The sequence below is a fragment of the Sorangium sp. So ce834 genome (assembly GCF_051521425.1).
GTDB classification, from domain to species: domain Bacteria; phylum Myxococcota_A; class Polyangia; order Polyangiales; family Polyangiaceae; genus Sorangium; species Sorangium cellulosum_D.
This window is the reverse complement of record NZ_CP150351.1, coordinates 1,623,890-1,649,662: the sequence shown is the minus strand read 5'-3', so window position 1 is coordinate 1,649,662 and position 25,773 is coordinate 1,623,890. Positions and strand designations below refer to the sequence as shown.

Here is a 25,773-nt window from a genome sequence, read left to right as displayed (position 1 = left end):
GGGCCGCGTGCAACAAGCTGGCGCTCGGGCGGCGCACGTCTACGATAGGCAGCCGTCCGCCGGACGTAGGTGCGCGTTCTCCGGGTCCGGCGGAGCAAGGCAACCTTCGAGGAGCGCGAACTATGGACAAGAAGATGAACCAGCAGACCTCCGGGCCTACCCCGCCCCAGGAGGCGCTCGGGGCGCTTCCCGTCGATGCGACGGCGCGACCTGCGGGTCCACAGCCGCCCAGCATCAGCGCGATGATCAACCGGACCCTGGCGCACTGGTACGTGGCGGTGCTCGTGGCGCTCGCGGGGATCGCGTTCACGGTGCTCGTCGTGCAGTCGAGGAAGCCCGCGTACCGCTCCGAGACGGTGATCTTCTACCGGGAGGGCGTGAAGGCGACCTACCTCGGGCCGGACGGGCCCGACCCGCTCCGCACCCTCTCCGCGCGGCTGAAGGAGACGCTGCTCGCGCGCTCCAACCTCGAGAAGGTCGTGACCGAGTTCAACCTCTTCCCCGACGTCCTCGAGAAGCGGGGCATGGTCGACGCGGTCGACCGGCTCCGCATGAAGATCACCTTCAAGGCCCGCTCGACCGACACCTTCGCGATCTCGGCCGAGGGGGAGACGCGCGAGCAGGCGCAGGAGGTGACGCAGCGGCTCGCCGACATCCTCGTCGAGGAGACGACGCGCATGCGCAGGTCGCAGGCGAAGCTGACCAACGAGTTCCTCGACGCCGAGCTGAAGCGCGCCGAGCAGGACGTCGAGAAGGCGGAGACGGAGCTCGCGGCGTTCCTGGCCGAGCACCCCGAGTTCGCCGCCGAGCAGGCCGCGCCCGGCGGCGCGCAGACCGGCGCCGCCATCCGCGCGCAGGAGCGCCGCTCCACCACCACCGACCCGACGCTGGAGGCCCTCGAGCGGCAGGCGCCCCGCCTACGGGCCCGGCTCACCGGCAAGCCGGAGCAGGTGGCGCCGAGCGTGGGGGGGGCGCCCTCCCCCGCGCTGGTCCGCCAGAAGGACCAGGCCGAGCAGGAGCTCGCGACCGCGCGGCGGGACCTGGCCGACAAGCAGTCCCGGTTCACCGAGCAGCACCCGGACGTCCGGGCCGCGGCCGCCCGCGTGAGCAACGCCGAGGCGGCGCTGCGGCGCGCCGAGGAGGCGCTCATCCTGCCGCCCGCGCCGGTCGTGGAGGTCGCCGCGACCGACGAGGCCGAGAAGGCGAAGATCAAGGCCCAGCTCGCGAAGATCGAGCGGGAGATCGCCGCGCGTAGGAGCGCGAAGATGGGCAACCAGGCCGACGCGAGCGAGACGGCCAAGGCGATCATCAACACCGAGACCGAGTGGTCGCGGCTCAGCCGCGAGAAGGCGCGGGCGCAGCAGCGGCTCGCCGACCTCGAGGGCAAGTCGTTCCGCGCGGAGATGGCCGCGAGCTCGGAGCAGGGCGGCTACTCGGCGCAGATCGAGGTGCTCGATCCGGCGTACAGGCCGAGCGCGCCCTCGAGCCCGTCGCGGCTGATCCTCGCCATCGCGGGGCTCTTCGTGTCCGTCGCGGCCGGGATCGCCGCCGCCGCGGCGCGTGGCATCGTGCTCGACGATCGGGTTTACGACATGGAAGATATCGATCGAATGGCGCTCGCTCCGGTGCTCGTCGTCGTGCCGGCCAACGCGCGCGGGCCCCGAGGACGCCGTGGCTGAGACAGGCGGAGCTGAGCCGGGAAAGCCCCCGCCGGTCGCGTCTCTGGAGCGGGCGCTCGATCAGGTCTGCGACTTCCTGAGTCGCGCGGAGCAGACCGCGCGGGTCCGCGCCCTCGTCATCGAGGCGCGCCGGCTCCGCAACGTGGTCGGCAACTGGCGCTCGATCGCGCCGGATCCGGACGTGCGCGAGGAGATGATCGCCCGCGTCCTGCGCCTCGCGAACGACGCCGAGGACGTGGTCGCGGCGGAGCGCCCGAGCCAGGACGACTCGAGCGCCGCGTTCGACTCGCCGACCATCCGCCACGACCTGCCGCCCGCGGGGCAGCACGGGATGGGGCTGCGCCTCGGCCCCGGGCCTGCGGCGGCCGGTCATCCCGGCATGCAGGCGCCGCTCAAGTCGCCGCCCCAGGCGGCGGCGATGTTCCTGGCGGGGCTGTCCGGGGAGCACGCCGATCACGGCGCGCCTCACGGCCACCCGGCGATGCACGGCGTGCCCGCGCCCGCGCTGCCGCCCGGCCCCGAGCGGCCCTACGCGGCCCCGGTGGTGACGCGCGTCGTCGACCTGAGCGCGACGCTGAGCAGCCCCGGGTTCGCGCCGAGCGGCCCGGGCGCGCCTCACGGCCACCCGGCGATGCCGGTGCCGATCGAGCGGGTCATCGCGCCGCCGGCGCGCGACGTGGGCGTCCGCGACGCGGCGCCGCACGGCGCGGGCGGGCCGCCGTTGGAGCGCTCGTTCAGCGGGACGTTCCACTCGCCCCCGTCGCTCGTCTTCGACCGCGTGGTGCCGGCCGCCGCGCGCGAGGTGACGGTGCGCGAGGTGCCGCCGCCTCGGCCGCCGCAGCCGCCGCCCGAGAGGCCGCTGGAGCGCTCGGGCACCGCCACGTTCTCGTCGCCGCCGTCCCTCATCTTCAACCGCGTGGTGTCGACCCCGGCCCAGCAGGCCGTGGACGCGAAGCTGCAGTCGCTGGATCCGACGTTCGAGGAGCCGCCGTCGCTGCACATCGAGCACATGCGCTCGCTGCCGAGCCCCCCGGAGAACGCCGGGCTGCTCCCGGAGGAGTCCCTGGGCGGCTTCGGCGAGGTCACCGTGCGCCCGCTGCCGCTGCCGGACGCCGTGGATCTGAACATCGTGATGATCCACGCGCCGTACTCGCCCCAGGCGGACGCCTACCGGACGCTCCGGCGCAAGCTGCCGTCGGCCGTCGGGGCCACGATCGCCGTGACGAGCGCCGGGCCGGCCGAGGGCAAGACGTCGTGCGCCATCAACCTGGCGCTCGCCCTGCGCGAGACCGTCCGCGGGAAGATCCTCCTCGTCGAGGCGAACATCCGCCAGCCCGGCATCGCGAAGGCGCTGCGGTTCGATCCCCCGAGCTGCTTCAGCGAGCAGCTCCAGCGCCACGCCGCCGATCGGTTCGCCCCCTGGGTCGTCGTCGACCAGGCGGCGCCGGCGCCCGCCGTGGCGCCCGGCGACGACGGCGTCGACTCGTCGGACCGGAACGCGGCGCCGATGGGCGGCAGGGCGCCGGACCCGAGGCTCTCCCTCCAGACGCCGGTCCACATCCTGGCCGTCGACCCGCGCACGGAGCGGCCGCCGATCCTCGACGCGGTGGCGTTCTCGAGCGCGATCGAGAGCCTCAAGCGCGCGGGCTACTCGTACATCATCATCGACACGCCCCCCGTGCTCGGCAGCATGGACATGAACGTGATCGGCGACTCGGTGGACGGCGTGATCCTGACGTCGCGGGTCAAGAAGTCGACCCGCAAGGCGATCCGCCAGGCCATCGAGCAGCTCCGGCCGGCGCCCATCCTCGGTGTCGTCCTGCTCGACGCCTAGGCGCGCGGCGCGCGGCCCGCGGCTTCCCTGCTCGAAAGGTCGGGGAGGCGTAGCCGAGCGCCGGCTCCATTGTTACCTTGCGGCCCTCATGCGCTCCGGACGAGGCATTGCGGTCGCGGCCTTCGGCTGCGCGATCCTCACCCACGACGACGCCAGAGCGCAGGACGCGTATCTCCAGGGCGTCTTCACGGGCTCGATCGGCGTCACCGACAACGTGAGCTCGGCGGCCGAGCCTCCGGCCGGGCCTGGCCCCGACGCCGACGGCTTCGGGACCGTGAGCCCCGGCCTGATCTTCACCTACACGACGCCGCGGACCTCGCAGACGCTGTCGTACACGTTCTCGGCGAGCTTCTTCTTCCGGCACTGGGAGGCGAGCTCGTACTCGAACATGGCCATGTGGTCCGGCCGCTTCGTCACGTCGCCGAGGACCACGCTGACGCTCGGCGCGGCCGGGTCGCAGGGCCAGCTCAACACCTTCCAGCTCGAGCAGACGCCGGGGACCACGACGATCCAGGGCACCGCTGGCGGGACGACGAACTTCGTGCAGGCGTCGTTCAACGAGGGGTTCTCGTTCCAGCCGTCGCCGGTCTGGGCGCTCGGGCAGGCGGCGACGTTCCTCGTCTACAACCCGCTCCAGGATCTCCCGCAGCGCACGTACACCGTGTCGAACACGCTGAGCGCGCAGCGCATCTTCCGCCACGACACCGTGTCCGGCGCGCTCTCGGTCGGCTACACCCACTTCGACAACGTCCCGGTGACCGACGCCGATCCCGCGACCCCGGACACGATCGAGGATCGCGATCAGCTCCTGACCACGCTCGTGGCGAGCTGGCAGCACGACCTCGGCCGCCGCTTCTCGAGCCAGCTCGACGTCGGCGGGGTGGTCGCGACGGACCTGACCGGGGGCGCCGACTCGCTCGTGCGGCCGGCGGGGCTCGCGGCGCTGCGCTACACGCACGACCGTGGCGAGGCCGAGCTCGCGTACGCCTACGCGGCCACGCCCAACGTCTTTTTGCAGCAGATCCAGCTCTCGCACCAGCTGACGCTCCGCGCCGCCGCGCCCCTCCAGCCGGCCTGGCACCTGTCGGTCGAGGGCTCGGCCGGCGGTCAGATCGCGCAGCCGCTCGAGGCGAACGCGGCCGGGGAGCTCGAGACGGGGCCGACCACGATCGCGGTGCTCACCGACGTGGCCTTGCTCTGGAGCCCCGTCGTCGTCATCCCCGATTTCGCGCTCGCGCTCCGGTACCAGCACACGAACCAGCGCACCGAGGCGAGGACGTCGGAGCTCCCCGACACGCGCATCGTCCGGAACGCGGTCCTCGTGTCCGTGTCGGGCGGGTTCCCGCGGCGGATGGAGCCCGGCTCGCGCATCACGATGACCCAGCCGTTCGGCTCAGCGGGCCCGGTGGGCCCGCCTCACCGCGATCCCACGCCGATCGAGCCGCCCGAGGGCACGGAGCCGCCGGCCGGCGGCGCCGCGCCCTAGGTCCAACGCTCGTCCCCGGTCACACGCCCACCGTAGGCCCACGGGGGAGGCCTCAGGTCAGGTACGCCGCGCGAGCAGGAAGGCCCTGTCGTCCTCGGGCAGCTGGTCCCCGCGGAACTCCTCGAGCATCTGCGTGAGCTTGTCGGCGATCGACGCCACCGGCCGCCCCGCGCTCGCCGCGCACAGCTTGGCGAAGCCGGTGCCGAGCGCGTGCAGCCCGAGCATCTGCTTCGACGAGTTGCGCAGCTCGGTGAGCCCGTCCGTGTACATCGCGAGCACCTCGCCCGGCGCGAGCACGCTCTGGTGCGCCTCCATGGGCACCGGCCCGATCCCGAGCGCCGGGTTGACCGCCGCCTGGAGGTGCCGCAGGCCGCCCTCCGCCGTCGCCACCAGCGCCGGCGGGTGCCCCGCGTTGACGCACTCCATGCGGCCCGTCGCAGGGTCCAGCGCGACCGCCACCATCGTCACGAACGACTGCTCGGGCAGGTACTCGCAGAGGTAGGCGTTCAGCCGGTCCATCATGCCCGTGATGCCGCGGCCCGCGTCGACCGTCGCCCGCACCATCGTGTGCACGCTCGACCCGATGAGCGCGGCCTGGAGCCCCTTGCCGCACACGTCCGCCACCGCCAGCATCAGCCGGCCGTCGGGCATCGGGACGATGTCCACGTAGTCGCCGCCGACCCACCGGCACGGCTCGAAGCCGAGCGCCACGTCGAGCGCCTTGAACTCCAGCCGCTTCGGGACGAACGTCCGCTGGATCTGGTGCGCCATCTCGAGCTCGCGCTCGATCGCCGCGTGCGCCTGCGCGTGGCGCCGCGCCTCCCACGCCGACTCGGCCTGCTGGTAGACCTCCGCCGCGAGCGCGATGAGCCCGAGCCATTCGACGCTGCCGAAGTCGGGCGGCAGGGTCACGTAGAGCAGGTTCATCAGCTGCTCCTCGACGCGCAGCGGGCAGGCGACGACCCAGAGCGCCATGACGTCGCGCGACATCGTGAGCTCGACCGTGGCGCTGTCGCTCACCAGGTTGCCGGCGAGCACCGGCTCGCGCGTGTCCTGCACGGCCGCGAGCACGCGGCGCGAGATGTACGGCGGGGCGACCGAGTCCTCGCGCCGGAGCGACTGGAACGGGCGGTGCGGCCCGGACAGGATCGTGAGCGCGCCGTTCTGCCGGAGCCGCAGGGCGAGCGCCATGCTGCCGTGGAAGTCCTCCCGGACCATCAGCTGGCAGAGCGCGTCGAACCGGTCCGTGGCGTCCTCGATGCTGAGGAGCCGCCGCGACAGGTCCATCAGGGTGAACAGGTGCTTCGCGGCGATCCGCGGCGGATCGAGCTCGCCGAGCTTGCGGATCGCGGTCGGTTTGTCCTCCTCGAAATGGAGCCCGCCCGGGTCGAGCGGCACGCGGGGGGCGCGCGCCGTGAGCTGGAACTCGAGGATGTAGTCGCCGATCCCGATGCGATCCCCCGGCTTCAGCACCTTCTCGTTGATCCGCTCGTCGTTGACGAGCGTGCCGTTGGTGCTGCCGAGGTCGCGGATCCACCACCGGCCGAACGGATCGCAGAAGAGCTCCGCGTGGCGCCGGGAGACCGTGTAGTGGTCGAGCGTGAGCTGCACGCCCGGCGCCCTGCCGATGACGATGTGCGACTCGGTCAGCGGCCGCCGCGTCCCCGGGAGATCGCCGAGCCGGATCTCCAGGTGGCCCTTCCAATCCGAGCTCGACGGCGCAGGGCCCAGGTTCTCATCTGCAGGCGACATCGTTCGACCTGGCCCGACCATGGGCGGCGGCGTGGACATGGACCGTCTTCGATGGGTACCGAACCGGCGCCCTGACATCAAGGGGATGCTCGCGATTTCGCGAGCGCGGCGAGATCCGCGTACGTAAAGGCCGTCATTGAGACGCTGGCGGACGCTCACGGACGCTGGCGGACGCTCGCCGAGCATTTCCGCGCCGCGGCGCCCACAGCACGGGCGTTGAGCGACACGCCGCGGCGCGGGCCGGCAAGGCGGCGAGGACGCCGCCGATGGGTGCCCGGTCACCAAACCGCCGCCCCGGCCCGCGCCCGCGCCCGCAGGCGCGGCGCACGCGGGCCGGCAGGGCGCCGTCGTGCCGCTCGGGGCGCCCTCGGCTAGGCCTTGATCACCTTGGGGTGCACGTTGCGGTAGACGCCGCGGGCGTCGACGATCAGGGCGGCGTGGTTGAGCACGAAGTCGTAATCGACCACGGAGTGATCGGTGACGACCATGACCGCGTCGTGGCTCTTGAGCGTGTCCTCGTTGAGGGGCACCGACGAGAGCTCCGGCAGGTGCGGCCAGGTGCGCATGCGCGGCAGCTTGGGCACGTGCGGGTCGTGGTAGCTGAGCACGGCGCCGAGACGGCGCAGCAGCTCGATGATCTCGAACGCGGGGCTCTCGCGCGGATCGTCGATGTCCTTCTTGTAGGCGACGCCGAGGAGCAGGACCTTCGTGCCCTTCATCGGCTTGCCGCGCTCGTTCAGCCCGAGCTGGAGCTTGTTGACCACGTAGTGCGGCATCTCGACGTTCACCTCGCCCGCGAGCTCGATGAACTTCGTGGACACGCCGAACTCGCGCGCCTTCCAGGCGAGGTAGAACGGGTCGAGCGGGATGCAGTGGCCGCCCCAGCCCGGGCCCGGGTTGAACCGCATGAAGCCGAACGGCTTTGTCGAGGCGGCGTCGAGCACCTCCCAGACGTCGATGCCCATGGCGTCGTAGACGACCTTGAGCTCGTTCACGAGGGCGATGTTGATCGCCCGGAAGATGTTCTCCGTGAGCTTCGCCGCCTCGGCCGCGCGCGCCGACGAGACGGCCACGGTGCGCGCGATCGCCTGGGAGTAGAGCGCCTGCGAGAGGGCCAGCGACGCGCGATCCACGCCGCCGACGACCTTCGGGATGGTCGCGGTGCTGTGGTCGCGGTTGCCCGGGTCCTCGCGCTCGGGCGAGAAGGCGAGGTAGAAATCCTCGCCCATGCGGAGGCCTGATTGCTCGAGGATGCCCTTGACCAGCTCGTCGGTGGTGCCGGGATACGTGGTCGACTCGAGGACGACGAGCTGCCCCTTCCGCAGCCGCTCCTTGATCTTCTGGGCCGAGCCGACGACGTAGCTCATGTCGGGCTCCCGCTGGGCGGTCAGCGGGGTGGGGACGCAGATGAGGATGGCGTCGGGCTCGTTCAGCCGGCCGAAGTCCGCCGTCGCCTCGAACCGACCCGTCTTGGATGCCGCCGCGACGCGCGAAGGATCGAGGTGCTTGATGTAGCTCTTCCCCTCGCTGAGCGCGGTGACCTTCTCGGGGTCGACGTCGAAGCCCAGCACGCGGAAGCCCTTCTCGATGAACGTGAGCGCCAGCGGCAGGCCGACATAGCCCATGCCGATGATGCCCACCTGGGCTTCGCGCGAGTTGATCTTCGCCAGGAGGCTCTCGACCGCAGCGGGATGCGTCTCTGCCATTTCCTTTGATCTCCAGTGGTGGAGGGGAGCCGCCACGCGGATCCCGACCCATGTTGAAGAGAGGGGCCCGACGCTACCACAGGCCCCCAAATTTCGCTCGATTGTCGAAAGCGGTCCTCGCGGCCGCCTGGAGGAGAGCGACGGCGGCCGGCGGTCGGCGACACGCGTCACACGTCAGCGACGGCGGCGCACCGCTTCGCGGGCGAGCTGGAGGAAGTCGCGCGACGCCTGCCGCGCGATGACGAGCGCGGAGCCGGCGAAGACCACCGCGCCCGCGAGGACCTCGGCGCCGAGGCGGAAGCCGCGGGGCAGCTCGCCGAGCGGCCGTATCGCGTAACGGACGGCGAGCACAGCAATGACCATGGGCACGCACGCGATCAGCGGGCGGGCCAGCGGGCGCAGCAGCCGCATGTACGGCACGCCGTCGGCGCGCTTCACCACCCAGAGGCTCCCGAGGGCGTGCACCCCGAACGCAACGCCGACCCCGGCGCACGCCCAGAGCACGCCGCCGATCGCGCCGAGCAGCGCGATGCCGCCGACGATCGCGGCCACCTTGAGCCACTCCAGGATCATGATCGCCTGCGTCCGGCCGTAGACCTGCATGTACGAGGCCATGACCCAGCCGATCGGGCGGGTGACGCCGAGCGCCGACAGCACCGCGAGGAGCGGGCCCGCCGGCTCCCAGGCCTCGTTGAAGAACGTGTCGTTGAGGATCGTCGGGGCGACCGCGCCGAGGCCGACGGCGAGCGGGAAGATGAGCAGCGAGAGCAGCGTGAGCGCGCGGACCAGGGCGGCCTTGCGCTGCTCCGGCTCGAGCTTCGAGAACGACGGGACGAGCACGTCGCCGATGCGCTCGCCGACCTGGGAGGCCGGGATGTCGGCGAGGTTCCACGCGAGGTTGTAGAGCCCGCCGACCTGCTCGCCGAACAGCCGGATCATGACGAGGTTGTCCCACTTCGAGGCCCCGAAGTGCGCCAGCGACCCGAAGTTGAGCGGGATGCCGAAGGCGAACAGGTCGCGCGCCTTCTCGCGCGACAGCGGGCTCGGCGTCAGCCACTCGGCGAGCTTCACCGCCGGGACCGTGGTGACCACGCGCACGACGGCGCGCAGGAGCGTCGCGACCACGATGGCGTTGCCCCCCCAGCCGCGCACGGCGAGGAGGACCGACGCCGCGGTGTAGGTGAGCTCGCCGGCCGCGTTGCGGAGGCTCACGCTGCGGAAGCGCATCTCGCGGATGAGCAGGCGATCGGGGACGTACCAGATCCGATCGATGATCATCGCGAGGATGAGCCCGGGCATGAACTCGAGCATCCCGGGCGCGCCGACGAGGTGCACCGCGATCGGCTCCCGCAGGAGATAGATGACGCCGATGGCGAGCAGCCCCGCCGCGTGGAAATAGACGGTGGCGTTGAAGACGGTCTGGCGGTCGAGCTGCGGTTGCGACGCGATGTACTGGCCGATGCCGAGGCTCGACACGAAGTGCGCCGTCATGATGACGACGGACGCGGCCGAGACCTCGCCGTACACGTCCGGCGCGATGAACCGGGTGAGGACGAGGGTGCCAATCAGCCCGATGACGCGCGAGCCGAGCCCGGTCGCGATCGTCCAGACCGCGCCGAGGACGGCCTTGCGGGCGAGCGCCGAGGAGCCGGCCACGGTCAGGGCACGAAGACGGTATCGCCCGCCTTGAGCACGAGGTCCTGCTCGGGCCGCTTGCGCGAGGCGATATCGTCGTAGTTGATGGGGATGTGCCGGAATTTGCCCGGGCTATCCATGCGGATGAGCAGGATCTGATCGGTCGAGGCGAACTGGTTCGGGCCGCCGGCCATCGCGAGCGCCTCGGAGACCGAGACGAAGTAGTTCGCGTTGAAGATGCCGGCGCGCGCGACGTTGCCGCTGACCACGAACCGGTAGCTGTTGATTCCGGTCACGGCGACGGTGATCACGGCCGTCTCGTCCTTCACGAACTCGGAGAGCCGCCGCTTCAGCTCCTCGCGCACCTGGGTCGGCGTCCTGCCGGCGACGTAGACGTCGCCGATGAGCGGCATCGTGATGTACCCGTCGGCCCTGACCAGCGCCTCGCTCGACAGGTCGGCCATGCGCCACACGTTGACCCGGATCTGGTCGCCCACGCCGATCACGTACTCGTGCTTGCGTGGATCGTACTCCTTCGCGTAGTTGGCCGGGTTGTAGACGTACGTGGGCGCGCACCCGGCCGAGAGCGCGGCGAGGGCCGCCGCCGCCGCTGTCAAAAGCACTCCTCTCATGAAGGACCGTTTCTTGGGACGGGCTTTGCCTTCCATGGGCGTCTGCATTGAGGAGGATGTCAGGCAGTACAGGGTTGCGAATCACGAGGCGATCGCGGCCGTATGGCCGCGCAGCCCACGAGCGGCGCCAGCATTGCAGGAAGGCCGTCCGCCGCCAAGGGGAAGTTTTCATCCTGCGGCAGGGCGCGGGATCCTCGCGCGGAACGAGCTTGACGGCCCGATGGCCGCTCTCAAAGCTCGGCTTTGATGCTGCTTCATCTCCAACGGATCGCCGTCCCCTTCGAGTACCCCGTCTACCTCACGGACGGCGTCTTTTCGCCGAGCAACGGCGATCTCGCGTCCGCCATCGCCTCGAAGGAGCCGCGCCGGCGCCACCGCGTGCTGCCGGTGATCGACGGCGGCGTCGCCGCGGCGTGGCCGTCGCTCGCGGAGGACATCGCGCGGTACGTGGGCGCGCACGCGGACAGGCTCGCGCTCGCGGCCGAACCGATCGTGGTGCCCGGCGGCGAGGCGGCGAAGAACGACGCCGCGGCGACGGCGGCGCTGCAGGCGAGGCTCGACGCGCTCGGGATGGATCGGCAGTCGTTCGTGATGATCGTCGGCGGGGGCGCGGTGCTCGACATGGCCGGCTACGCGGCCGCGACGGTGCACCGCGGCGTGCGGGTCGTGCGCGTCCCGACCACGGTGCTCGCGCAGGCCGACTCCGGCGTCGGCGTGAAGAACGGGGTCAACGCGTTCGGGAAGAAGAACCTGCTCGGCACGTTCGCCCCGCCGTTCGCGGTGATGATCGACCCGCGCTTCCTGGGGACGCTGCCCCTGCGCGACAAGGTGGCCGGGATGGCCGAGGCGGTGAAGGTCGCGCTGATCCGGGACGCGAGGCTGTTCTCGTGGCTGTCCGAGCACGCGCCCGCGCTCGCGTCGGGCGCGCTCGCGCCGCTCGCGGAGCTCGTGCGCCGCTCGGCGGAGATCCACCTCCAGCACATCGCGACCGCGGGAGATCCGTTCGAGCTCGGGAGCGCGCGGCCGCTCGATTTCGGGCACTGGGCCGCGCACAAGCTCGAGTCGCTCACGAGGCACCGGCTCCGTCACGGCGAGGCGGTCGCCATCGGGATCGCGATCGACACGCTGTACGCGGAGCTCGCCGGCCTCTGCAGCGAGGCGACGTCGGCCGCGGTGGTCGCGACGCTCGAGGCGCTCGGCTTCGCGCTGTGGGACGACGCGCTGGCGCTCGCCCGGCCGGGCGGCGAGCGGGGCGAGCGGCTCTGCGTGCTCGACGGGCTGGACGAGTTCCGCGAGCACCTCGGCGGAGAGCTCACGGTGACGCTCCTCGAGGACGTGGGGCGCGCGCGCGAGGTGCACGCGATGGACGAGCGGCACATCGTCGCGGCGATCGCGCGGCTGCGCGAGCGCGCCGGGCGGCGGGGCGCGCTCGCGGCGGCCGGCGCGGCCGGGGCGGCGCGGTCGTGAGGCTCGCGTGCGCGGGGGCGCCGCACCTCACCTACTGCACGAACATCCACCCGGGCGAGACGTGGCCCGAGGTGAAGCGGAGCCTGGAGACGCACCTGCTCGAGATCTTGTCGCGCGCGGCCGGACGGCCGGAGGGCGGAGGGGCGGAGCGCGCGGGGACCGGCGAGCGCCGCCGCTGCGGCGTGGGCCTGCGGCTCTCGGCGCGGGCGGCGGCGGAGCTCGCGGCGCCGGCGGAGCTCGAGGCGTTCCGCGACTTTCTCGAGCAGAACGGGCTGTACGTGTTCACGCTGAACGGGTTCCCTTACGGCCGGTTCCACGGCGCGCCCGTGAAGGAGCGCGTGTACCTGCCGGACTGGCTCTCCGACGAGCGCCTCGCGTACAGCGATCTCCTGGCGACGCTCCTCGCCGCGCTCTTGCCGGCCGAGGAGGGCCTGATGGGCAGCGTCAGCACCGTTCCCGGCGCGTTCCGGCCGCGGGTGCGCGGGCGGGACGACGCGGAGGCGATGGCGCGGCGGCTGGTCCAGCACGCGGCGCACCTCGTCGAGATCCGCCGGCGCACGGGCAAGCGCGTCGCGCTGGCGCTCGAGCCGGAGCCGCGCTGCTTCCTCGAGACGACGCCCGAGGCGATCGGCTTCTTCACCGAGCACGTGTTCGCGCGGGAGCGGGCGCGGGAGCTCGCGGCGCTGTGCGGGATGAGCGTCTCGGCCGCGGAGGAGGCGCTCCGCGAGCACCTCGGCGTCTGCTTCGACGCGTGCCACATGGCGGTCGAGTTCGAGGACGCGCCGGCGTCGCTCGCGGCGCTCCGCGCGGCGGGCGTCGGCGTGCACAAGGTGCAGATCAGCGCCGGGCTGCGCGCGCGCGTGGCGGAGCGCGATCCGGCGACGATGGCGCGGCTGCGCGCGTACGCGGAGGACGTCGTCTACCTGCACCAGGTGGTCGAGCGGCGCGGCGGCGCGGCCGGGGGCGAGCTCGTCCGCTACCTGGATCTGCCCGAGGCGCTGTCGGCGCTCGAGGGCGCGAGGGCGGCGCCGCCGGAGGCGCGGCCGGAGGAGTGGCGCATCCACTTCCACATGCCGATCTTCCGGGGGTTCGAGGGCGCGCTCGCGACGACGCAGCCGGAGCTCGCGGCGCTGCTGTCGCACCTCCGGGACGTGCCCGCGACGCAGCACCTCGAGGTGGAGACGTATACCTGGGATGTCCTGCCGGAGGATCAGCGGCGCGGCGGCGTGGTCGAGGCGGTGGCGCGGGAGCTCCGCTGGGTGGAGGAGCGGATGGTGGTCGAAGGGAGCGGCGGCGCCGGTGATGGCGGCGTCCTCGGCGCTGGCAGCGGAGAGAGGGTGTGACGATGAGCTCACGCGCGCGGGTGTATTTGCGGCTCGGCCGCGTCTCGAACTTGCCGACGGTCTGGACGAACGTGCTGTGCGGCATGGCGCTGTCCGGGGCCGGCCTGCGGGCGCCCGAGGTGGCGCTGGTGGGGTTCGCGGTGTCGCTGATGTACGTGGGCGGCATGTTCCTCAACGACGCGTTCGATCGGGAGATCGACGCGCGCGAGCGGCCCGAGCGGCCGATCCCGTCCGGGCTGGTGAGCGCCCGCGAGGTGTTCGCGGTGGGGTACGGCCTGCTCGGCGCGGGGGTGCTGCTCGTGGGCGGCCACGCGCACCTCGCGGGCCGGGGCGCGGCGCCGGGCGTGGCGAGCGCGCTGCTCGCGGGGGCGATCGTGCTGTACGACGCCTGGCACAAGGGGAATCCGCTGAGCCCGGCGCTCATGGGGCTGTGCCGCGTGCTGGTCTACGGGACCGCGGCGCTCGCGGCGGGGGGGCAGCTCGGCAGCGCGGTGCTCGGAGGGGGAATGGCGCTGCTCTTCTACCTGATCGGGCTGACGGCGATCGCGAAGCAGGAGAATTTGCTGGCCGTGCGCAGCCTGTGGGCGCTCGGCTTCATGGCGGTGCCGTTCCTCTACACGCTCGGGGCGCCGCTCACGGGGCTGATGGGGACGGTCGCGTACGGCGCGCTCGCGGGCTGCGTGCTCCACGCGGTGAGGCTCTTGCGGGGGACGCGGAAGGACCGGATCCCGCGCGCCGTGGTGACGCTCATCGCCGGGATATCGCTGCTCGACGCGGTGCTCATCGCGCGGAGCGGGGCGCCGGGCGCCGGCGGCGCGGCGGCGCTCTCGCTCCTTGGATTCCCGCTGACGCTGGCGATGCAGCGGGTGGTGCGGGGGACGTGACGCAGCGGGGGGGCGAGGGCCCCCGCCCCGCCGATCAATCGAACAGGTGGCTCAAGACGACCTTGCCGACGTCGGTGGCGTGGACGCTCTCCCCCGGCGGCAGCGAACCGCAGCTGGACATGAGCAGGGGCCCGCGCCCGGGCCCCTCGAGCAGCCGCCCGTGAGATCCCCGGACGAGCCCGGCGTCGAGCGGGATCACATCCATCAGGTACCGGAACCCGAGCTTCTTCTTGAGCAGCCTCCACGCGACGCTGGCCGGCAGGGCGCGCAGCGCGGGATCGGCGAACAGCTCCACGGGGTCGTACCCGGGCTTGCGGTGGATATCGACGGTCCTGGCGTACTCGGGCGCCTTCTCGTCATCGAGCCAGTAGTAGTAGCTGAACCATCGATCCTCGCGTGAGACGGCGACGAGCTCGCCGGACCTCGGATGATCCAGGCCGGCGGCGCGCTTGCCCTCCTCGTCGAGGACGACGTCCACGCCGGGCAGCCCCTCGAGCAGCGCCTTCACCTCGGCGACGCGCTCCGGGCGGCGCACATAGACGTGCGCCACCTGGTGGTCCGCCACCGCGAACGCCTCGGACGCGCCGGCGTCGAGCTTCTCGAGCCCCCGCTCGACCCGGACGCGCACGAGGCCTTGCTCCCGGAGCGCCCGGTTGATGTGCACGACCCCGGACACCCGCGTGATGCCGTATTCGGACAGGACGATCACCCGCGCCCCGTCCTTGCGCACGTGGTCGATCAGCTCGCCGCAGACCGCGTCCACGGCGCGCAGATCCTCCTGGATGGCGGGATCGTCCGGCCCGAGCCGCTGGAGGTTGTAATCGAGGTGCGGGAGATAGACGAGCGTCAGCGTCGGCCGGCGCGTGTCGTACACGTGTCGCGCGCACCGCGCGATCCACGCCGTCGACCGGATATCCGCGTTCGGGCCCCAGAAGTTGAAGAGCGGAAACTCGCCCAGCCGGAAGACGAGCTCATCGCGCAGCGACGCCGGCTCGGTGTAGATGTCCGGCAGCTTGAGCCCGTCCGCCCAGTAGATCGGCCTCGGCGTCACCGCGTAGTCGGCCGAGCTGTACATGTTGTACCACCAGAACAGCTTGGCGCAGGTGAAGGTCGGATCGCGGCGGCGCGCCGCGTCCCAGATCTTCTCCCCGGCCACGAGCTGGTTCGCCTGGCGCCACAGGTTCACCTCGGCGATGTCGCGGAAGTACCAGCCGTTGGCGACGCAGCCGTGCCCGCCCGGGAGGAGGCCTGTCGTGAAGGTCGACTGGACCGTGCACGTGACCGCGGGCAGCACGGTCTCCAGCGGGCGCATCGCGCCTTCGCGCGCGAGCCGCTGCAGGTTCGGCGTGGCGTCGCCGAGGAGATCGCCGGTGAGCCCGACGACGTTGAGAACGACGGTGCGGTGCATGGGCGCGCTCGGTCAGCTCTGGACGACGGGGGTTTGCCCGCGCAGGACCGAGTTGCCCTCGAACAGCGCGCGCTGGTCCACGGCGGGCGCCTCGCCGAACTCCGCGAGATCGAGCCGGCCGCTCTGGGCGAAGAAGGCGAGCGGGTTCTTCCAGACGATCCGCTCGATCACCTCGTCCGCGATCCCGTTCTCGCGCATCCGCGCCGCCGTCTTCGGCACCTTCAGGGGATCGCTCACGCCCCAGTCCGCCGCGCTGTTGATCAGGATCCGCTCCGCGCCGTATTTCTTGACCAGCGCGACCATCCGGTCTTCGTCCATCTTCGTGTTCGGGTAGATCGAGTGGCCGGCCCAGCAGCCGGTCGCGAGCACGAGCGGCAGCGTCTCCTCGTTGTTGTGATCGACGAGCACGCGCTCCTCGGGGAACTTGAGCTCCCGCACCAGGGCGAGCGTCCGCTCGGTCCCCCGCTTCTTGTCGCGGTGAGGCGTGTGCACGAGGATGGGGAGGTCGTGCGCGCGCGCGAGCTCGACCTGCAGGGCGAAGTACTTCTCTTCCTCGGGCGTCATGTCGTCGAATCCGATCTCGCCGACCGCGACCACGCCCTCCTTGTCGAGGTAGCGCGGCAAGAGATCGATGACGCCCTGCGCGACGCGCGGGTTGTTGGCCTCCTTGGGGTTGAGCGCCAGCGTGCAGAGGTGGCGGACGCCGAACTGGCTGGCCCGGAAGCGCTCCCAGCCGAGCAGGGACGCGAAGTAGTCCTCGAACGTGCCGACGTGCGTCCTCGGCTGACCGAGCCAGAACGCGGGCTCGAGGACGGCGGCGATGCCGGCGTCGGCCATCGCCTGGTAGTCGTCCGTGGTCCGCGATGTCATGTGGATATGAGGATCGAATAGCTTCACTGGTCCCTCCGCCTCGCGCGCTTCACTCGGGGATGCGCGTCGCGCGCTCGTGCTCGTGCTCGTGCTCCGGGGCGAGCAGGCCGATGTCCGCCGGGACGCTCCGGCCAGCCGCCCTCCTCTCGCTCGCGAAGTCCTCTGCCATCCTGGCGAGCTCGCTCGTCCGCCGCCGTTCCAGCCCGACGATCCGCGCGAGCGCGACGCCCATGAACATGGCCTTGAGGACCATCTGGTTGAAATTGAGCTCCGGAAAATACGCCGCCGGGTAGCGGTTCTCGCAGGCGATCGCCTCGAAGACGGGCAGCTCGTTGGTGCGGCACGCGTCGACCGCGAGCGGCAGAGAGCGCTCCGCGCCGGTCACGAACGGCAGGGCGCGCAGGAGCGCTTGCCGTTCCCGGCTATCGCCCTGCTGATAGCAAGTCCAGAGCAGCGACTCGACCTCCATTTCGGGCAGGCGCCTGGACACGAGCGCGAGCAGGGTCACCCGGCCCAGCTCGTCCAGCCGCCAGCCCTCCACCGCCGTGGCCCCCAACGCCGCTTCCAGCGCGTCGCGCTCGTCCGCTCGAAGCGCGAGCGGCGCCTTGCCGAGCGCGCGCGCAGCGGCGGTGAACGTCGACAGGAAGTGGTCGCGATCGAACCAGGTGGACGTCTCGCCGACCACCGCATCAGGAGCCTCGCCACGGCGCGCACCAATGCCGGTCACCTGCTCGACGCGCTCTCGCCAGGTGCCGGCCGCAGACGGAATCCGGCGTGACAGGATTTCGAGCAGCAGTAGGGAAGCGTCTCGCATTGTAGTTGCGTTCACCGATCCCGGTTGGGTGCAGAATCCGGAGATGCGGCGCCATGAGGTGGAAATTTATACCAAGGGGCGCGTTGTTCGGATAGTCTCCTACGGCATGATGGACCAGAAGCGTTTCCTTTTGTCTTTCATGCCCATCGCGGCCGCCGTCGTCGGTCTGAGCTTCACCTTGAATGGGTGCGGGGGCGATGAAAATAACGGATCAGGGGGCAGCGGTGGAGCCGGTCCTGGCGTAACCGGCACGGGCGGCGGCGCCACAACGGGTCCGGGCTCGGGGCCGGGCTCGGGCTCGGGCTCCGGCGCCACCACGGGCACGGGCGGTTCCGCGACGGGCAGCGGGGGCGGTCCGGCGACGACGACGACGAGCGGAACGGGGGGATCGGGCGCCGGCGCGACGACCGGAACCGGCGCGGGCGGGCATGGGACGATCGAGTGCGACGAGCCGGGCGGGACCGTGCCGCCGCTCAAGCTCACCGAGGTGGCCAGCGGCCTGCGTAGTCCCGTCTTCGTGACGAGCGAGCCGGAAGATGCCAGCCGCCTCTACGTGGTGGAGCAGGGCGGGACCATCCGGCTCATCCGCGGAGGCGTGGTGCAGAGCACCCCGTTCCTCGATATCACCGCGCAGGTCCAGCAGATCCAGTACGACCAGGATGAGCGAGGTCTCCTCGGGCTCGCGTTCCACCCTCAATATGCGACCAACGGGCGGTTCTTCGTCTACCACAACACGAGGTCGAGGACGCTGGCCCTTCGAGAGTTCAAGCGTTCAGCGTCCAATCCGGACCAGGCGGAGCCGGCGCAGGTCAGCGAGCTCTTCTCGTTCCCGGTGCTGGTCGGCAACCACAACGGCGGGATGCTCGCGTTCGGTCCCGATGGAATGCTCTACGTGGGCGTCGGCGACGGCGGCGGGGACACCTCGAATCCGGACCCGGACAACAACGGGCAGAACCTCGCGGTGAAGTACGCCAAGATCCTCCGCGTCGACGTCGACAACCACCCGACGCCGCCGGCCGGGAACGTCGCCGGTGGAGACCCGTACGTGTGGAATTACGGCTTGCGCAACCCGTGGCGCTTCAGCTTCGACCGCTGCAGGGGCGATCTCTACATCGGAGACGTCGGCGGGCGCCTGTTCGAGGAGATCAACGTCCAGCCGCGCGGCGAGGGCCACAAGAACTACGGGTGGAGCGTCACCGAGGGGGACGTCTGCCTCCAGAACGATCAGGAAACCAGGTGCGACTCGCCGACGATCACGCCGCCCGTCAAGCGCTATGATCACGACAACGGCGACGGCTCGATCACCGGCGGCTACGTCTACCGCGGCAGCACGATCCCGGCGCTCCGGGGGAAGTACCTGTACGGGGACTTCGCGTCGGATCGGGTGTGGATGTTCACCTGGCGGGACGGCGTCGCCACGCCCGCGAGCCCGAGCGATCTCGGCACCCAGCTCAGCCAGGATCTCGACTCCGTGAGGACCATCGAGGGCCTCGCCTCCTTCGGCGAGGACGCCGCGGGCGAGCTCTACATCGTCTCCTACGGGGGCAAGATCTTCCGGATCGATCCGGAATAGGTCGCCGCGCGCCGCGAGGCCATCACGCCGTTCATCGTCGGTTCACGCTGTCCGAAGAGCAGCTTGCCAGATCTGGATCCTAGCTATGCAGAAGAAGGTAAGGTTGGGGGTTGGTTGGGTGCTCGCGCTCGGGCTGCTGAGCCGCGGAGCAGCCGCCGGAATCGATGATCTCAAGGGGACCAAGGCGGGCGAGATGCCGCAGCCGAACAACCTCGGCACCGCCGAGCGCTGCGCCGGATGCCACCGGGCGGAAGGCCAGGACTCGCTGGATTACATGCCCACGGACACGTGGGCAGGCACCATGATGGCCAACGCGTGGCGCGATCCGGTCTTCAAGGCGGCGCTCACGATCGCCAACCAGGACGTGCCGGGGATCGGCACGTTCTGCTTGCGCTGCCACACTCCGGTCGGCTTCGTGAACGGGAGGGCGACGCCGCCGGACGGCTCCGGGCTCGACCCGAACGCCGCGTCCGACGGGAAGATCGTCGATGGCCAGGGCGTCAGCTGCAACGTGTGCCACCGCGCGAAGCCGACCCTCGGCCCCGACGACGAGCCGTCGTACCACCTCGGCAACGCGCAGCTCGTGTTCGACACCACGCCGGAGGCCGCCGGGTTCACCAGCACGCCCGTGATGTACGGGCCCTACGAGAACGTGGAGTCGAACTCCCACGTCGGCGAGCGGGACCCCATGCTCGCCGGCTCGCGGTTCTGCGGGCAATGCCACCAGGTCACGAACCCGGAGGTCATGCTGAGGAACGCGGACGGCACCGAGACCAGGATCGAGTTTCCGCTCGATACGACCTTCGAGGAGTGGGCGTCCAGCGACTTCCGCGACGGCGGCGCGGACCCTCGGAGCTGCGTCGACTGCCACATGAAGAGGAAGACCGGAGAGCTGGCCGTGGCCGATCTCGGTCCGCCCCGCACCGATCCGCGCGACCACGTCCTCGTCGGCGGCAACCACTGGGGCATCCAGGCCGTCATGGCGGCCGAGAAGGAGTTCGTCGCGGAGCGCGAGGCCTCCTTCCAGCTCGCGCTCGACCGCACCCTCGAGAGCCTCGCCTCGGCCGCCTCGGTCGAGCTCGTCGAAGCCCCCGGGGAAGCGAGGCCCGGCGACGAGATCACCGTCACCGTCCGCGTCGAGAACCTCACCGGCCACAAGTTCCCGACCGGCTACGCCGAGAGTCGGCGCGCCTGGATCGCCGTGTTCCTCGTCGGCGAGGACGGCGTCGAGCGGCCGCTGCTCGGCGGCTACGACGCGGACACCGGCGAGATCCAGCACGAGCCGCCCACCCACGAGTACCGGGCCGTGCACGGGCGCTGGAACGGCGACGCGGGCGCGGGGGAGAAAGAGGAGCACCTCGCGCTCCACGACATGATCATCTCCGACACCCGCATCCCGCCGAAGGGCTTCGTGCCGTCGCAGACGACCCAGCCGACGCCGGAGATCGACTTCGGCGACGGCAACGGCGGATACCGCAACTACGACGAGGCGCGCTTCACGCTCACCGTCCCCGCCGGCGCCTCCGGCGCCCAGACGCTCTCGGCGCGCGTCTACTACCAGTCGATGACGAAGGAGTACATCGACTTCCTGCGATCCGAGAACGTCACGGACGACAGGGGAGAGCGGCTCCACGCCATCTACGAGGAGACCGGCGAGGCGCCGCCCATCCTCGTCGCGAGCGCCGACGCGTCGATCGATCTGGGGGAGGCGCCCGACAACACCGGCGGCGGCGACGCCAGCGGCGGCGGCGACGCCAGCGGCGGCGGCGGGGACGGCCCGAAGGGCAGCGACGGCGCCCGCGAGGCGGGCGGGTGCGGCTGCCGGACGCCCGAGAGCGGCCACGGCGGGTGGCTCCCCGCGGGCCTCGCCGGGCTCGCCCTCGCCTCCGCCGCAGCCCGGCGGCGGCGCGCGTACCGGCGGCGCTGAGCGCCGTCCGTCACGAGCAGCAGCGCCGGGGCGGGCGCACCGCGCGTCCGCCCCACACCTTCGCGGCGCGCCCTTTTCGCTCGCCTCGCCCCCCGACGACGGCATAGATAAAGCGCGCCGAGCGCCTCCGCGGCGAGCCTCACCTTGTCCATCTCCCGCCTCGTCGATCCGCTCCTCGTGCTCCTCGTCGCCGCGGGCATCGGCCTCGCGCTCTCCGGCGGCGGCTGGACGTACCGCGCGCGCTGGTCGAAGGTCGGGCGGGCGCTCGCGTGGAGCGCCTGGCTCGCGCTGTGGCTCCTCTCGTTGCCCGCGGTCTCCACCGCGATCTCGCGCCGGATGAGCACGGCGCCGAGGGACCTGCGGCCGGAGCTCGCCCAGAGCTCGCCCGAGCGGCGGGTCCTGATCGTCCTCACCGCCGGGATCGACGCCGACGAGTTCGGCACGCCCGCCCTGGAACGGCAGACGGCGGACGGCATCGAGCGCGGCATCGGCGCCGCGCGGGTCTACCGCACCTACGGCTTCGGCCACGTCATCGTCTCGGGGCGGGACCTCCGGCGCGCGCCCACCGAGCTCGCCGGCGCCATGGCCGACCTGCTCGTCGAGCTGGGCGTGCCGAGGAAGAAGATCATCCTGGAGACCGAGTCGCGCGACACCCGGGAGAACGCCCTCCACTCCGCCCGGATCGCGCGCAGCCTCTCGCCCGACGCCGTGGTGCTCGTGACGAGCGCGCTCCACATGCCGCGCTCGATCCGCATGTTCGAGCGCGCGGGCCTCGACGTCCTCCCCGCGCCGGTCAGGTTCCAGGCGCCGCCGCACGAGGGGCCGGGGCGGCTGCTCCCGTCGTCGCTCGCCCTCCTGCGAACCCACCGCGCCGTCCACGAGCTCGTGGGCCTGCTCGAGCCGTAGCCCGCGCGAGCGCGGCGAGCGGGCCGCGAGCGCGCGGGCCTGCTCGGGGCGCGGCCGCGTCGATCGCGGCCGCGCCCCCGCGCCTCACGCTACCAGGTGACCTTCTGCGAGCCGCGGACGTAGCGCCACAGGCCGACCACCGCCGCCGCGTTGAGGACCACGAACGTGCGCGCGAGCGCGCCGAGCTTGCCCGCGGCGCCCCCGAGCAACGCGAGCAGGTAGAACGCCGCCTGGCCGCCGAACAGCGCGCGCGCCGCATAGAGCGTCCACGACGCGTCGCCGCTCGACTCGGCGCCGACCCACGCGGCCGTCGACGTGAGCACCAGCGCGACGAGCGCCCAGGGGCACACGAGGCGAAGCAGCTTGTGAGAGAAGATCTCGAACCAGGACGGGTTCCGGAACGGGACGAGCAGCGCCGGGAGCAGCGAGAAGAGCTGGTAGTTGCCCGCCAGCGTGCGCACCTTGCGGCCGAACTCGCGCTCGTCGCCGAAGGCGTCGTCGTACGCGATCGCGTCCTCTGCGAAGAGGATCGAGCGGCCCTCGAGCCGGAGCCGCATCGGCACCCACATGTCGTCGAGGATGACGCCCTCCGGGAGCTTGCTCATGTCGGCGCGGCGGATGGCGTAGATGGGGCCGGTCACCCCGACCATGCTCCTGAACCGCCCCTCCTGGAGGCGGATCCAGTTCTCGTAACGCCAGTACGCCCCCGAGCCCGCCGAGCCCTTCAGCACCAGGTTGCCGGAGACGCAGCCCGCGCCGGGATCGGCCAGGAGCCGCACGAGCGCGCGCAGCGCACCGGGCACGAGCGGCTGGCGGACGTCCGTCATGAGCAGCACCTCGCCCGTCGCGACCCCGAGCATCGTATTCACGCCGATCGGCTTGCCGCGCCGCGCCTCGCTGACGATCACCTTCACCCGGGGATCGCGCTCCGAGAGCTGCTGGGCCACGCGCACCGTGTCGTCGGTCGACCCGTCCGAGTAGAGCAGGACCTCCAGCTTGTCCCTGGGATAGTCGAGCGCGAAGAGGCTCTCGACCTTCGCCGGCAGATACGACGCCGCGTTGTAGACGGGGATGCACGCCGTCACCGTGGGGACGTAGCTCGGGTCCTCCTTCCGCTGCGCGGGCCAGAGGCGCGCCAGGATGCCGATAACGATCGGGTACCCGAAGTACGTGTACACGAGCACCGCGACGGCCAGGAAGGAGGCGATGACCACGCTAAACTGTAAAGCGCCGGTCGGGGGCGCTTGTCAACGACATGGATGGACGCGGCCGAGCCCCAGCGGTTCGCGTTGCTCGCGCGTCACGCGACGCGCGCCATGTCGAATGCGTCGCGCGTCGCGCGTCGCGCGTCGCGTGACGCGCGGCGCGCACGATCGGTGACGCGCGCCGCGCGCGATCAGTCGCGCACCTTCACGCTCCGGATGACGTCCCCGTCCACGAGCGCAGCCCACGGCCCGGCGGCGACGCCGACCGCCGCGTACTGGCCGTCGAGGTGCGGCGCGCGCGCGTGCATGACGAAGAGCTGGCTCGATCCGGTGTCGCGGCCGGCGAGGGCCACGCCGACGCGCAGCGGCTCGAACGGGACCGGCGACGTCTCGCAGCGGAGCGCCGGCCTGCCGGGCGGACCTCCGGCGCCGTCGCCGAACGGCGCGCCGAACTGCGTGACGAAGCCGGGCACCACGCGGTGGACGATCTTGCCGTCGTAATAACCGGAGCGCGCGAGATCCACGAAGCGGGTCACCGCGACCGGCGCGAGCGCGGGGTCGAGCGTCATCGTGAGCTCGCCGGCGTCCGTGTCGAAGGTCAGCGCCGCCGGCGCGCGCGCGAGCGCGGAGGCCTCCGCCGGCAGCTCGCCGGCCGGCGGCGCGACGGCCGGCCGCCCGGCGTCGCCCGGCAGCCCGGCGTCGCACGCGATCTTCCGGCCCCGGAGCACGCCGAGCGCCGTCCCCGCGCGCGCCCGCGTCGTGGGGTAGCTCGAGCGGCAGAGCTCCTCGATCCGCGCCTCGGCCTGCTTGAGCGAGAGCGCGCCCGCCGCGTCGATGACCGCGCCGATCAGCTCCGGATCGTCGCGCACGCCAGGGCGGTCGAGGAGCGAGAGCAGCGCGCCCTCGATCGCGGGCGACGTGACCGCGGCGGGCGCGCCCTTGTCGTCGAGCCGCCGCTTGCGCTTCCGCTTCCCCTGCGCCGGCGCCTCCGACGCGCGCTGGGGCTGCCGCGCGATGACGTCCGCCGCGGCGGCGACGAGGCCCGGCTCCTCCGCGGCGAGCGCCTTCGCGAGCAGGTCGGGCGCGCCGGCGATCTCCTCGTGCGAGGCGATGAGATCGATCGCGGCCTCCCGCGCGCGCAGGTCGCCCGACCCGGCGTAGGCGCGGTACGCGGCGAGCCGCGCGCCCGTGATCGCCTCGCGGCCGATCACCTCGACGACCGCCCGGGCGCCGATCGAGCCGCGCACCGGCGCGGTGGCGTCCGGCTTGCTCCCCGGCTCCGGAGGCGCCGTGACGTCGCAGCCGAGGAGCAGCGGATCGCGGTAGTTCGCGCCGGCGAGGAGCTTGGCCGCGCCGCAGCGGAGCCACGCGACGCGGCGGAGGATCGCCGCGGGCGCGCTCGGCGGCGGCGGCAGGGCGGCGAGCTCGCGGAGCGGCTTGCGCGCGGCGCCCGCGGAGCCGAGCGCGTCGAGGGCGGTGAGCAGCACGCCGAGGTCCTCGCCCACGAGGCCCGTGAGCGCGATCGGATCCGCGCTCGGGACGAGCGCGGGGAGCGCGTCGGCGAGGGCGCGCTGGCCGGGCGCGCCGAGCCGCTTGAGGGCGCGCGCGGCCTCGGCGCGCTCGCTCGCGGCGAACACGCCCCGCGTGCCGAGCACGCGCGCGAGCTCGGGGGCGGCCGCCTCCCCTGCCCGGCCGAGCGCGCGCACCGCGAAGAGCCGCGCGTCGCCCGCCTCCGCGAGCCGCGCGGCGGCGACGTCGCGGATGCGGGGGATGACCGTGAGCGGGACGTGCTCGAGGCGCCCGATCGGGTAGAGCGCCTCCGGGACCGGCGGGCTGGCCGCGCTGCCCGAGGCGAGGTTGAGCAGCGCGACGAGCGTCTCCTCGCGCAGCTTGAGCTTGATCGCGGCGAGATCTCCGAGCGCGTACGCCGCGTGGATCGCGCGCTCGCGCGGCCCCTCGAGCCACGCGACGAGCGTCGGCTCCGACGCGTCGGCGCCGCACCGCCCGATGGCCCGGGCGAGCGCGCCGCCCGCGTCGAGCCGCGGCGCTCCCGCGGGGGCGCCGGCGCTCGCCGACGCAGCGCCGCTCGCCGACGCAGCGCCGCTCGCCGACGCAGCGCCGCTCGCCGACGCAGCGCCGCTCGCCGACGCAGCGCCGCTCGCCGACGCAGCGCCGCTCGCCGACGCAGCGCCGCTCGCGGACGCGGCGGCGCCCGGCGCGGCCGCCGGAGCCGGGCGGGCGTCGCGGGCGAGGGCGCGCGCGACGAGCGCCGAGACCGTCTCCGCCTCGTGGCCCTTGCACGAGAACCCGAGGCCGTAGGCGGCCCACGCGATCACCTCGTCGTCCTCGTCGGCGAGCGCGCGCGCGAGCCCGGGCCGCGCCGCGTCGCCGCCGATGCGCGCGAGCGCCCGCGCGGCGGCGCGCCGCACGTCGACGTCGCGGCTCTGCTGATCGGCGGCGGTCACCTCCAGGGCGGCGCGGCGCTGCTCCGCGGCGAGGAGGGCGTCGAGCCGCGCCTTCGCGCTGGCGCTCGGGGCCGGCGCCGCCGCGGAGCTCCCCGCGTCCGGCGCGGGGCCGGGCGCCGGCTGCCCGGTGCAGGCGGCGAGCGGCAGGAGCAGAGCGAGGAGCGAGGAGGGTCGCCTTCTCGGCATG

At 72.5% G+C, this 25,773-nt stretch carries 18 protein-coding genes; 9 read left to right on the top strand and 9 right to left on the bottom strand.

The features are described from left to right. Positions 1–122 precede the first annotated feature (122 nt). The 3 genes from WMF20_RS06015 (at position 123) to WMF20_RS06005 (ending at position 4,999) form a co-directional block, all read left to right on the top strand. Positions 123–1,679 (top strand): GumC family protein, encoded by a 1,557-nt coding sequence (locus WMF20_RS06015; RefSeq protein WP_129573437.1) that lies wholly within the window; start codon positions 123–125, stop codon positions 1,677–1,679. Beyond that, positions 1,672–3,513, top strand: a complete 1,842-nt coding sequence (locus WMF20_RS06010; RefSeq protein WP_437611452.1) for a hypothetical protein — start codon at positions 1,672–1,674, stop codon at positions 3,511–3,513. Before WMF20_RS06015 ends, WMF20_RS06010 begins: the two co-directional genes overlap by 8 nt. Before the next feature lie 88 nt (positions 3,514–3,601). Continuing rightward, entirely contained in the window at positions 3,602–4,999 is a 1,398-nt protein-coding gene (locus WMF20_RS06005) for a hypothetical protein (RefSeq protein ID WP_437611450.1), read from the top strand. 57 nt (positions 5,000–5,056) lie between these two features. Here WMF20_RS06005 and WMF20_RS06000 read toward each other — a convergent pair whose 3' ends face one another. The 4 genes from WMF20_RS06000 to WMF20_RS05985 form a co-directional block, all read right to left on the bottom strand. Then, the gene (locus WMF20_RS06000; RefSeq protein WP_020733221.1) at positions 5,057–6,751 is read right to left on the bottom strand and encodes a SpoIIE family protein phosphatase; all 1,695 of its coding nucleotides are present in this window, start codon (positions 6,749–6,751) and stop codon (positions 5,057–5,059) included. Positions 6,752–7,122: 371 nt separating this feature from the next. Further along, on the bottom strand, positions 7,123–8,457 hold the full coding sequence (locus WMF20_RS05995) for a nucleotide sugar dehydrogenase (RefSeq protein WP_129573434.1): 1,335 nt from the start codon (positions 8,455–8,457) through the stop codon (positions 7,123–7,125). A 174-nt stretch (positions 8,458–8,631) separates the two neighbouring features. Next, positions 8,632–10,113, bottom strand: coding sequence for an oligosaccharide flippase family protein (locus tag WMF20_RS05990; protein ID WP_437611448.1), 1,482 nt, complete (start codon positions 10,111–10,113; stop codon positions 8,632–8,634). 2 nt (positions 10,114–10,115) lie between these two features. After that, the gene (locus WMF20_RS05985; protein ID WP_437611446.1) at positions 10,116–10,724 is read right to left on the bottom strand and encodes a polysaccharide biosynthesis/export family protein; all 609 of its coding nucleotides are present in this window, start codon (positions 10,722–10,724) and stop codon (positions 10,116–10,118) included. A gap of 246 nt (positions 10,725–10,970) precedes the next feature. On the opposite strand from WMF20_RS05985, the gene WMF20_RS05980 reads away from it, so the two are divergent. Genes WMF20_RS05980 through WMF20_RS05970 form a run of 3 tightly spaced genes read left to right on the top strand, consistent with a single transcriptional unit; the run spans position 10,971 to position 14,418 of the window. After that, the gene (locus tag WMF20_RS05980; protein ID WP_437611444.1) at positions 10,971–12,191 is read left to right on the top strand and encodes a 3-dehydroquinate synthase; all 1,221 of its coding nucleotides are present in this window, start codon (positions 10,971–10,973) and stop codon (positions 12,189–12,191) included. After that, a complete protein-coding gene (gene eboE, locus WMF20_RS05975; protein WP_437611442.1) occupies positions 12,188–13,534 on the top strand; it encodes a metabolite traffic protein EboE in 1,347 nt (448 codons plus the stop codon). Before WMF20_RS05980 ends, eboE begins: the two co-directional genes overlap by 4 nt. Positions 13,535–13,536: 2 nt before the next feature. Continuing rightward, positions 13,537–14,418 carry a UbiA family prenyltransferase gene (locus tag WMF20_RS05970; protein WP_129573429.1) on the top strand — a complete coding sequence of 294 codons (882 nt, stop codon included), beginning with the start codon at positions 13,537–13,539 and terminating at the stop codon, positions 14,416–14,418. Between the two features lie 34 nt (positions 14,419–14,452). On the opposite strand, the gene WMF20_RS05965 is transcribed toward WMF20_RS05970, so the two are convergent. Genes WMF20_RS05965 through WMF20_RS05955 form a run of 3 tightly spaced genes read right to left on the bottom strand, consistent with a single transcriptional unit; the run spans position 14,453 to position 17,381 of the window. Continuing rightward, complete coding sequence (locus WMF20_RS05965; RefSeq protein ID WP_437611439.1) at positions 14,453–15,826, bottom strand: alkaline phosphatase family protein; 1,374 nt, start codon at positions 15,824–15,826, stop codon at positions 14,453–14,455. 12 nt (positions 15,827–15,838) lie between these two features. Further along, positions 15,839–16,723, bottom strand: a complete 885-nt coding sequence (locus WMF20_RS05960) for a TatD family hydrolase (protein WP_437611437.1) — start codon at positions 16,721–16,723, stop codon at positions 15,839–15,841. A 22-nt stretch (positions 16,724–16,745) separates the two neighbouring features. Further along, a complete protein-coding gene (locus WMF20_RS05955; protein ID WP_437611435.1) occupies positions 16,746–17,381 on the bottom strand; it encodes an EboA domain-containing protein in 636 nt (211 codons plus the stop codon). 235 nt (positions 17,382–17,616) lie between these two features. Here WMF20_RS05955 and WMF20_RS05950 point away from each other — a divergent pair, with 235 nt between their 5' ends. From WMF20_RS05950 to WMF20_RS05940, 3 genes are all read left to right on the top strand, one after another. After that, positions 17,617–19,083: a PQQ-dependent sugar dehydrogenase gene (locus WMF20_RS05950; protein WP_437611433.1), complete on the top strand. Its 1,467-nt coding sequence runs from the start codon at positions 17,617–17,619 to the stop codon at positions 19,081–19,083. 103 nt (positions 19,084–19,186) lie between these two features. Continuing rightward, positions 19,187–21,010: an MYXO-CTERM sorting domain-containing protein gene (locus WMF20_RS05945; protein ID WP_437611431.1), complete on the top strand. Its 1,824-nt coding sequence runs from the start codon at positions 19,187–19,189 to the stop codon at positions 21,008–21,010. Positions 21,011–21,154: 144 nt separating this feature from the next. Continuing rightward, positions 21,155–21,916: a YdcF family protein gene (locus WMF20_RS05940; protein WP_437611429.1), complete on the top strand. Its 762-nt coding sequence runs from the start codon at positions 21,155–21,157 to the stop codon at positions 21,914–21,916. Positions 21,917–22,005: 89 nt separating this feature from the next. Here the strand turns inward: WMF20_RS05940 and WMF20_RS05935 are convergent, their stop codons facing one another. Both WMF20_RS05935 and WMF20_RS05930 read right to left on the bottom strand, forming a co-directional pair. After that, positions 22,006–23,130, bottom strand: a complete 1,125-nt coding sequence (locus WMF20_RS05935; protein WP_437611427.1) for a glycosyltransferase family 2 protein — start codon at positions 23,128–23,130, stop codon at positions 22,006–22,008. Between the two features lie 182 nt (positions 23,131–23,312). Then, entirely contained in the window at positions 23,313–25,772 is a 2,460-nt protein-coding gene (locus tag WMF20_RS05930) for a peptidylprolyl isomerase (RefSeq protein ID WP_437611425.1), read from the bottom strand. Position 25,773 lies beyond the last annotated feature (1 nt).

Bases quoted from the DNA above. Each gene is read 5' to 3' on its own strand.
- WMF20_RS06000 (WP_020733221.1), bottom strand. From the start codon at position 6,751: ATGTCGCCTGCAGATGAGAACCTGGGCCCTGCGCCGTCGAGCTCGGAT.
- WMF20_RS05995 (WP_129573434.1), bottom strand. From the start codon at position 8,457: ATGGCAGAGACGCATCCCGCTGCGGTCGAGAGCCTCCTGGCGAAGATC.
- WMF20_RS05980 (WP_437611444.1), top strand. From the start codon at position 10,971: ATGCTGCTTCATCTCCAACGGATCGCCGTCCCCTTCGAGTACCCCGTC.
- WMF20_RS06015 (WP_129573437.1), top strand. From the start codon at position 123: ATGGACAAGAAGATGAACCAGCAGACCTCCGGGCCTACCCCGCCCCAG.
- WMF20_RS05970 (WP_129573429.1), top strand. From the start codon at position 13,537: ATGAGCTCACGCGCGCGGGTGTATTTGCGGCTCGGCCGCGTCTCGAAC.
- WMF20_RS05950 (WP_437611433.1), top strand. From the start codon at position 17,617: ATGATGGACCAGAAGCGTTTCCTTTTGTCTTTCATGCCCATCGCGGCC.
- WMF20_RS05930 (WP_437611425.1), bottom strand. From the start codon at position 25,772: ATGCCGAGAAGGCGACCCTCCTCGCTCCTCGCTCTGCTCCTGCCGCTC.
- WMF20_RS05965 (WP_437611439.1), bottom strand. From the start codon at position 15,826: ATGCACCGCACCGTCGTTCTCAACGTCGTCGGGCTCACCGGCGATCTC.
- WMF20_RS05985 (WP_437611446.1), bottom strand. From the start codon at position 10,724: ATGAGAGGAGTGCTTTTGACAGCGGCGGCGGCGGCCCTCGCCGCGCTC.
- WMF20_RS06005 (WP_437611450.1), top strand. From the start codon at position 3,602: ATGCGCTCCGGACGAGGCATTGCGGTCGCGGCCTTCGGCTGCGCGATC.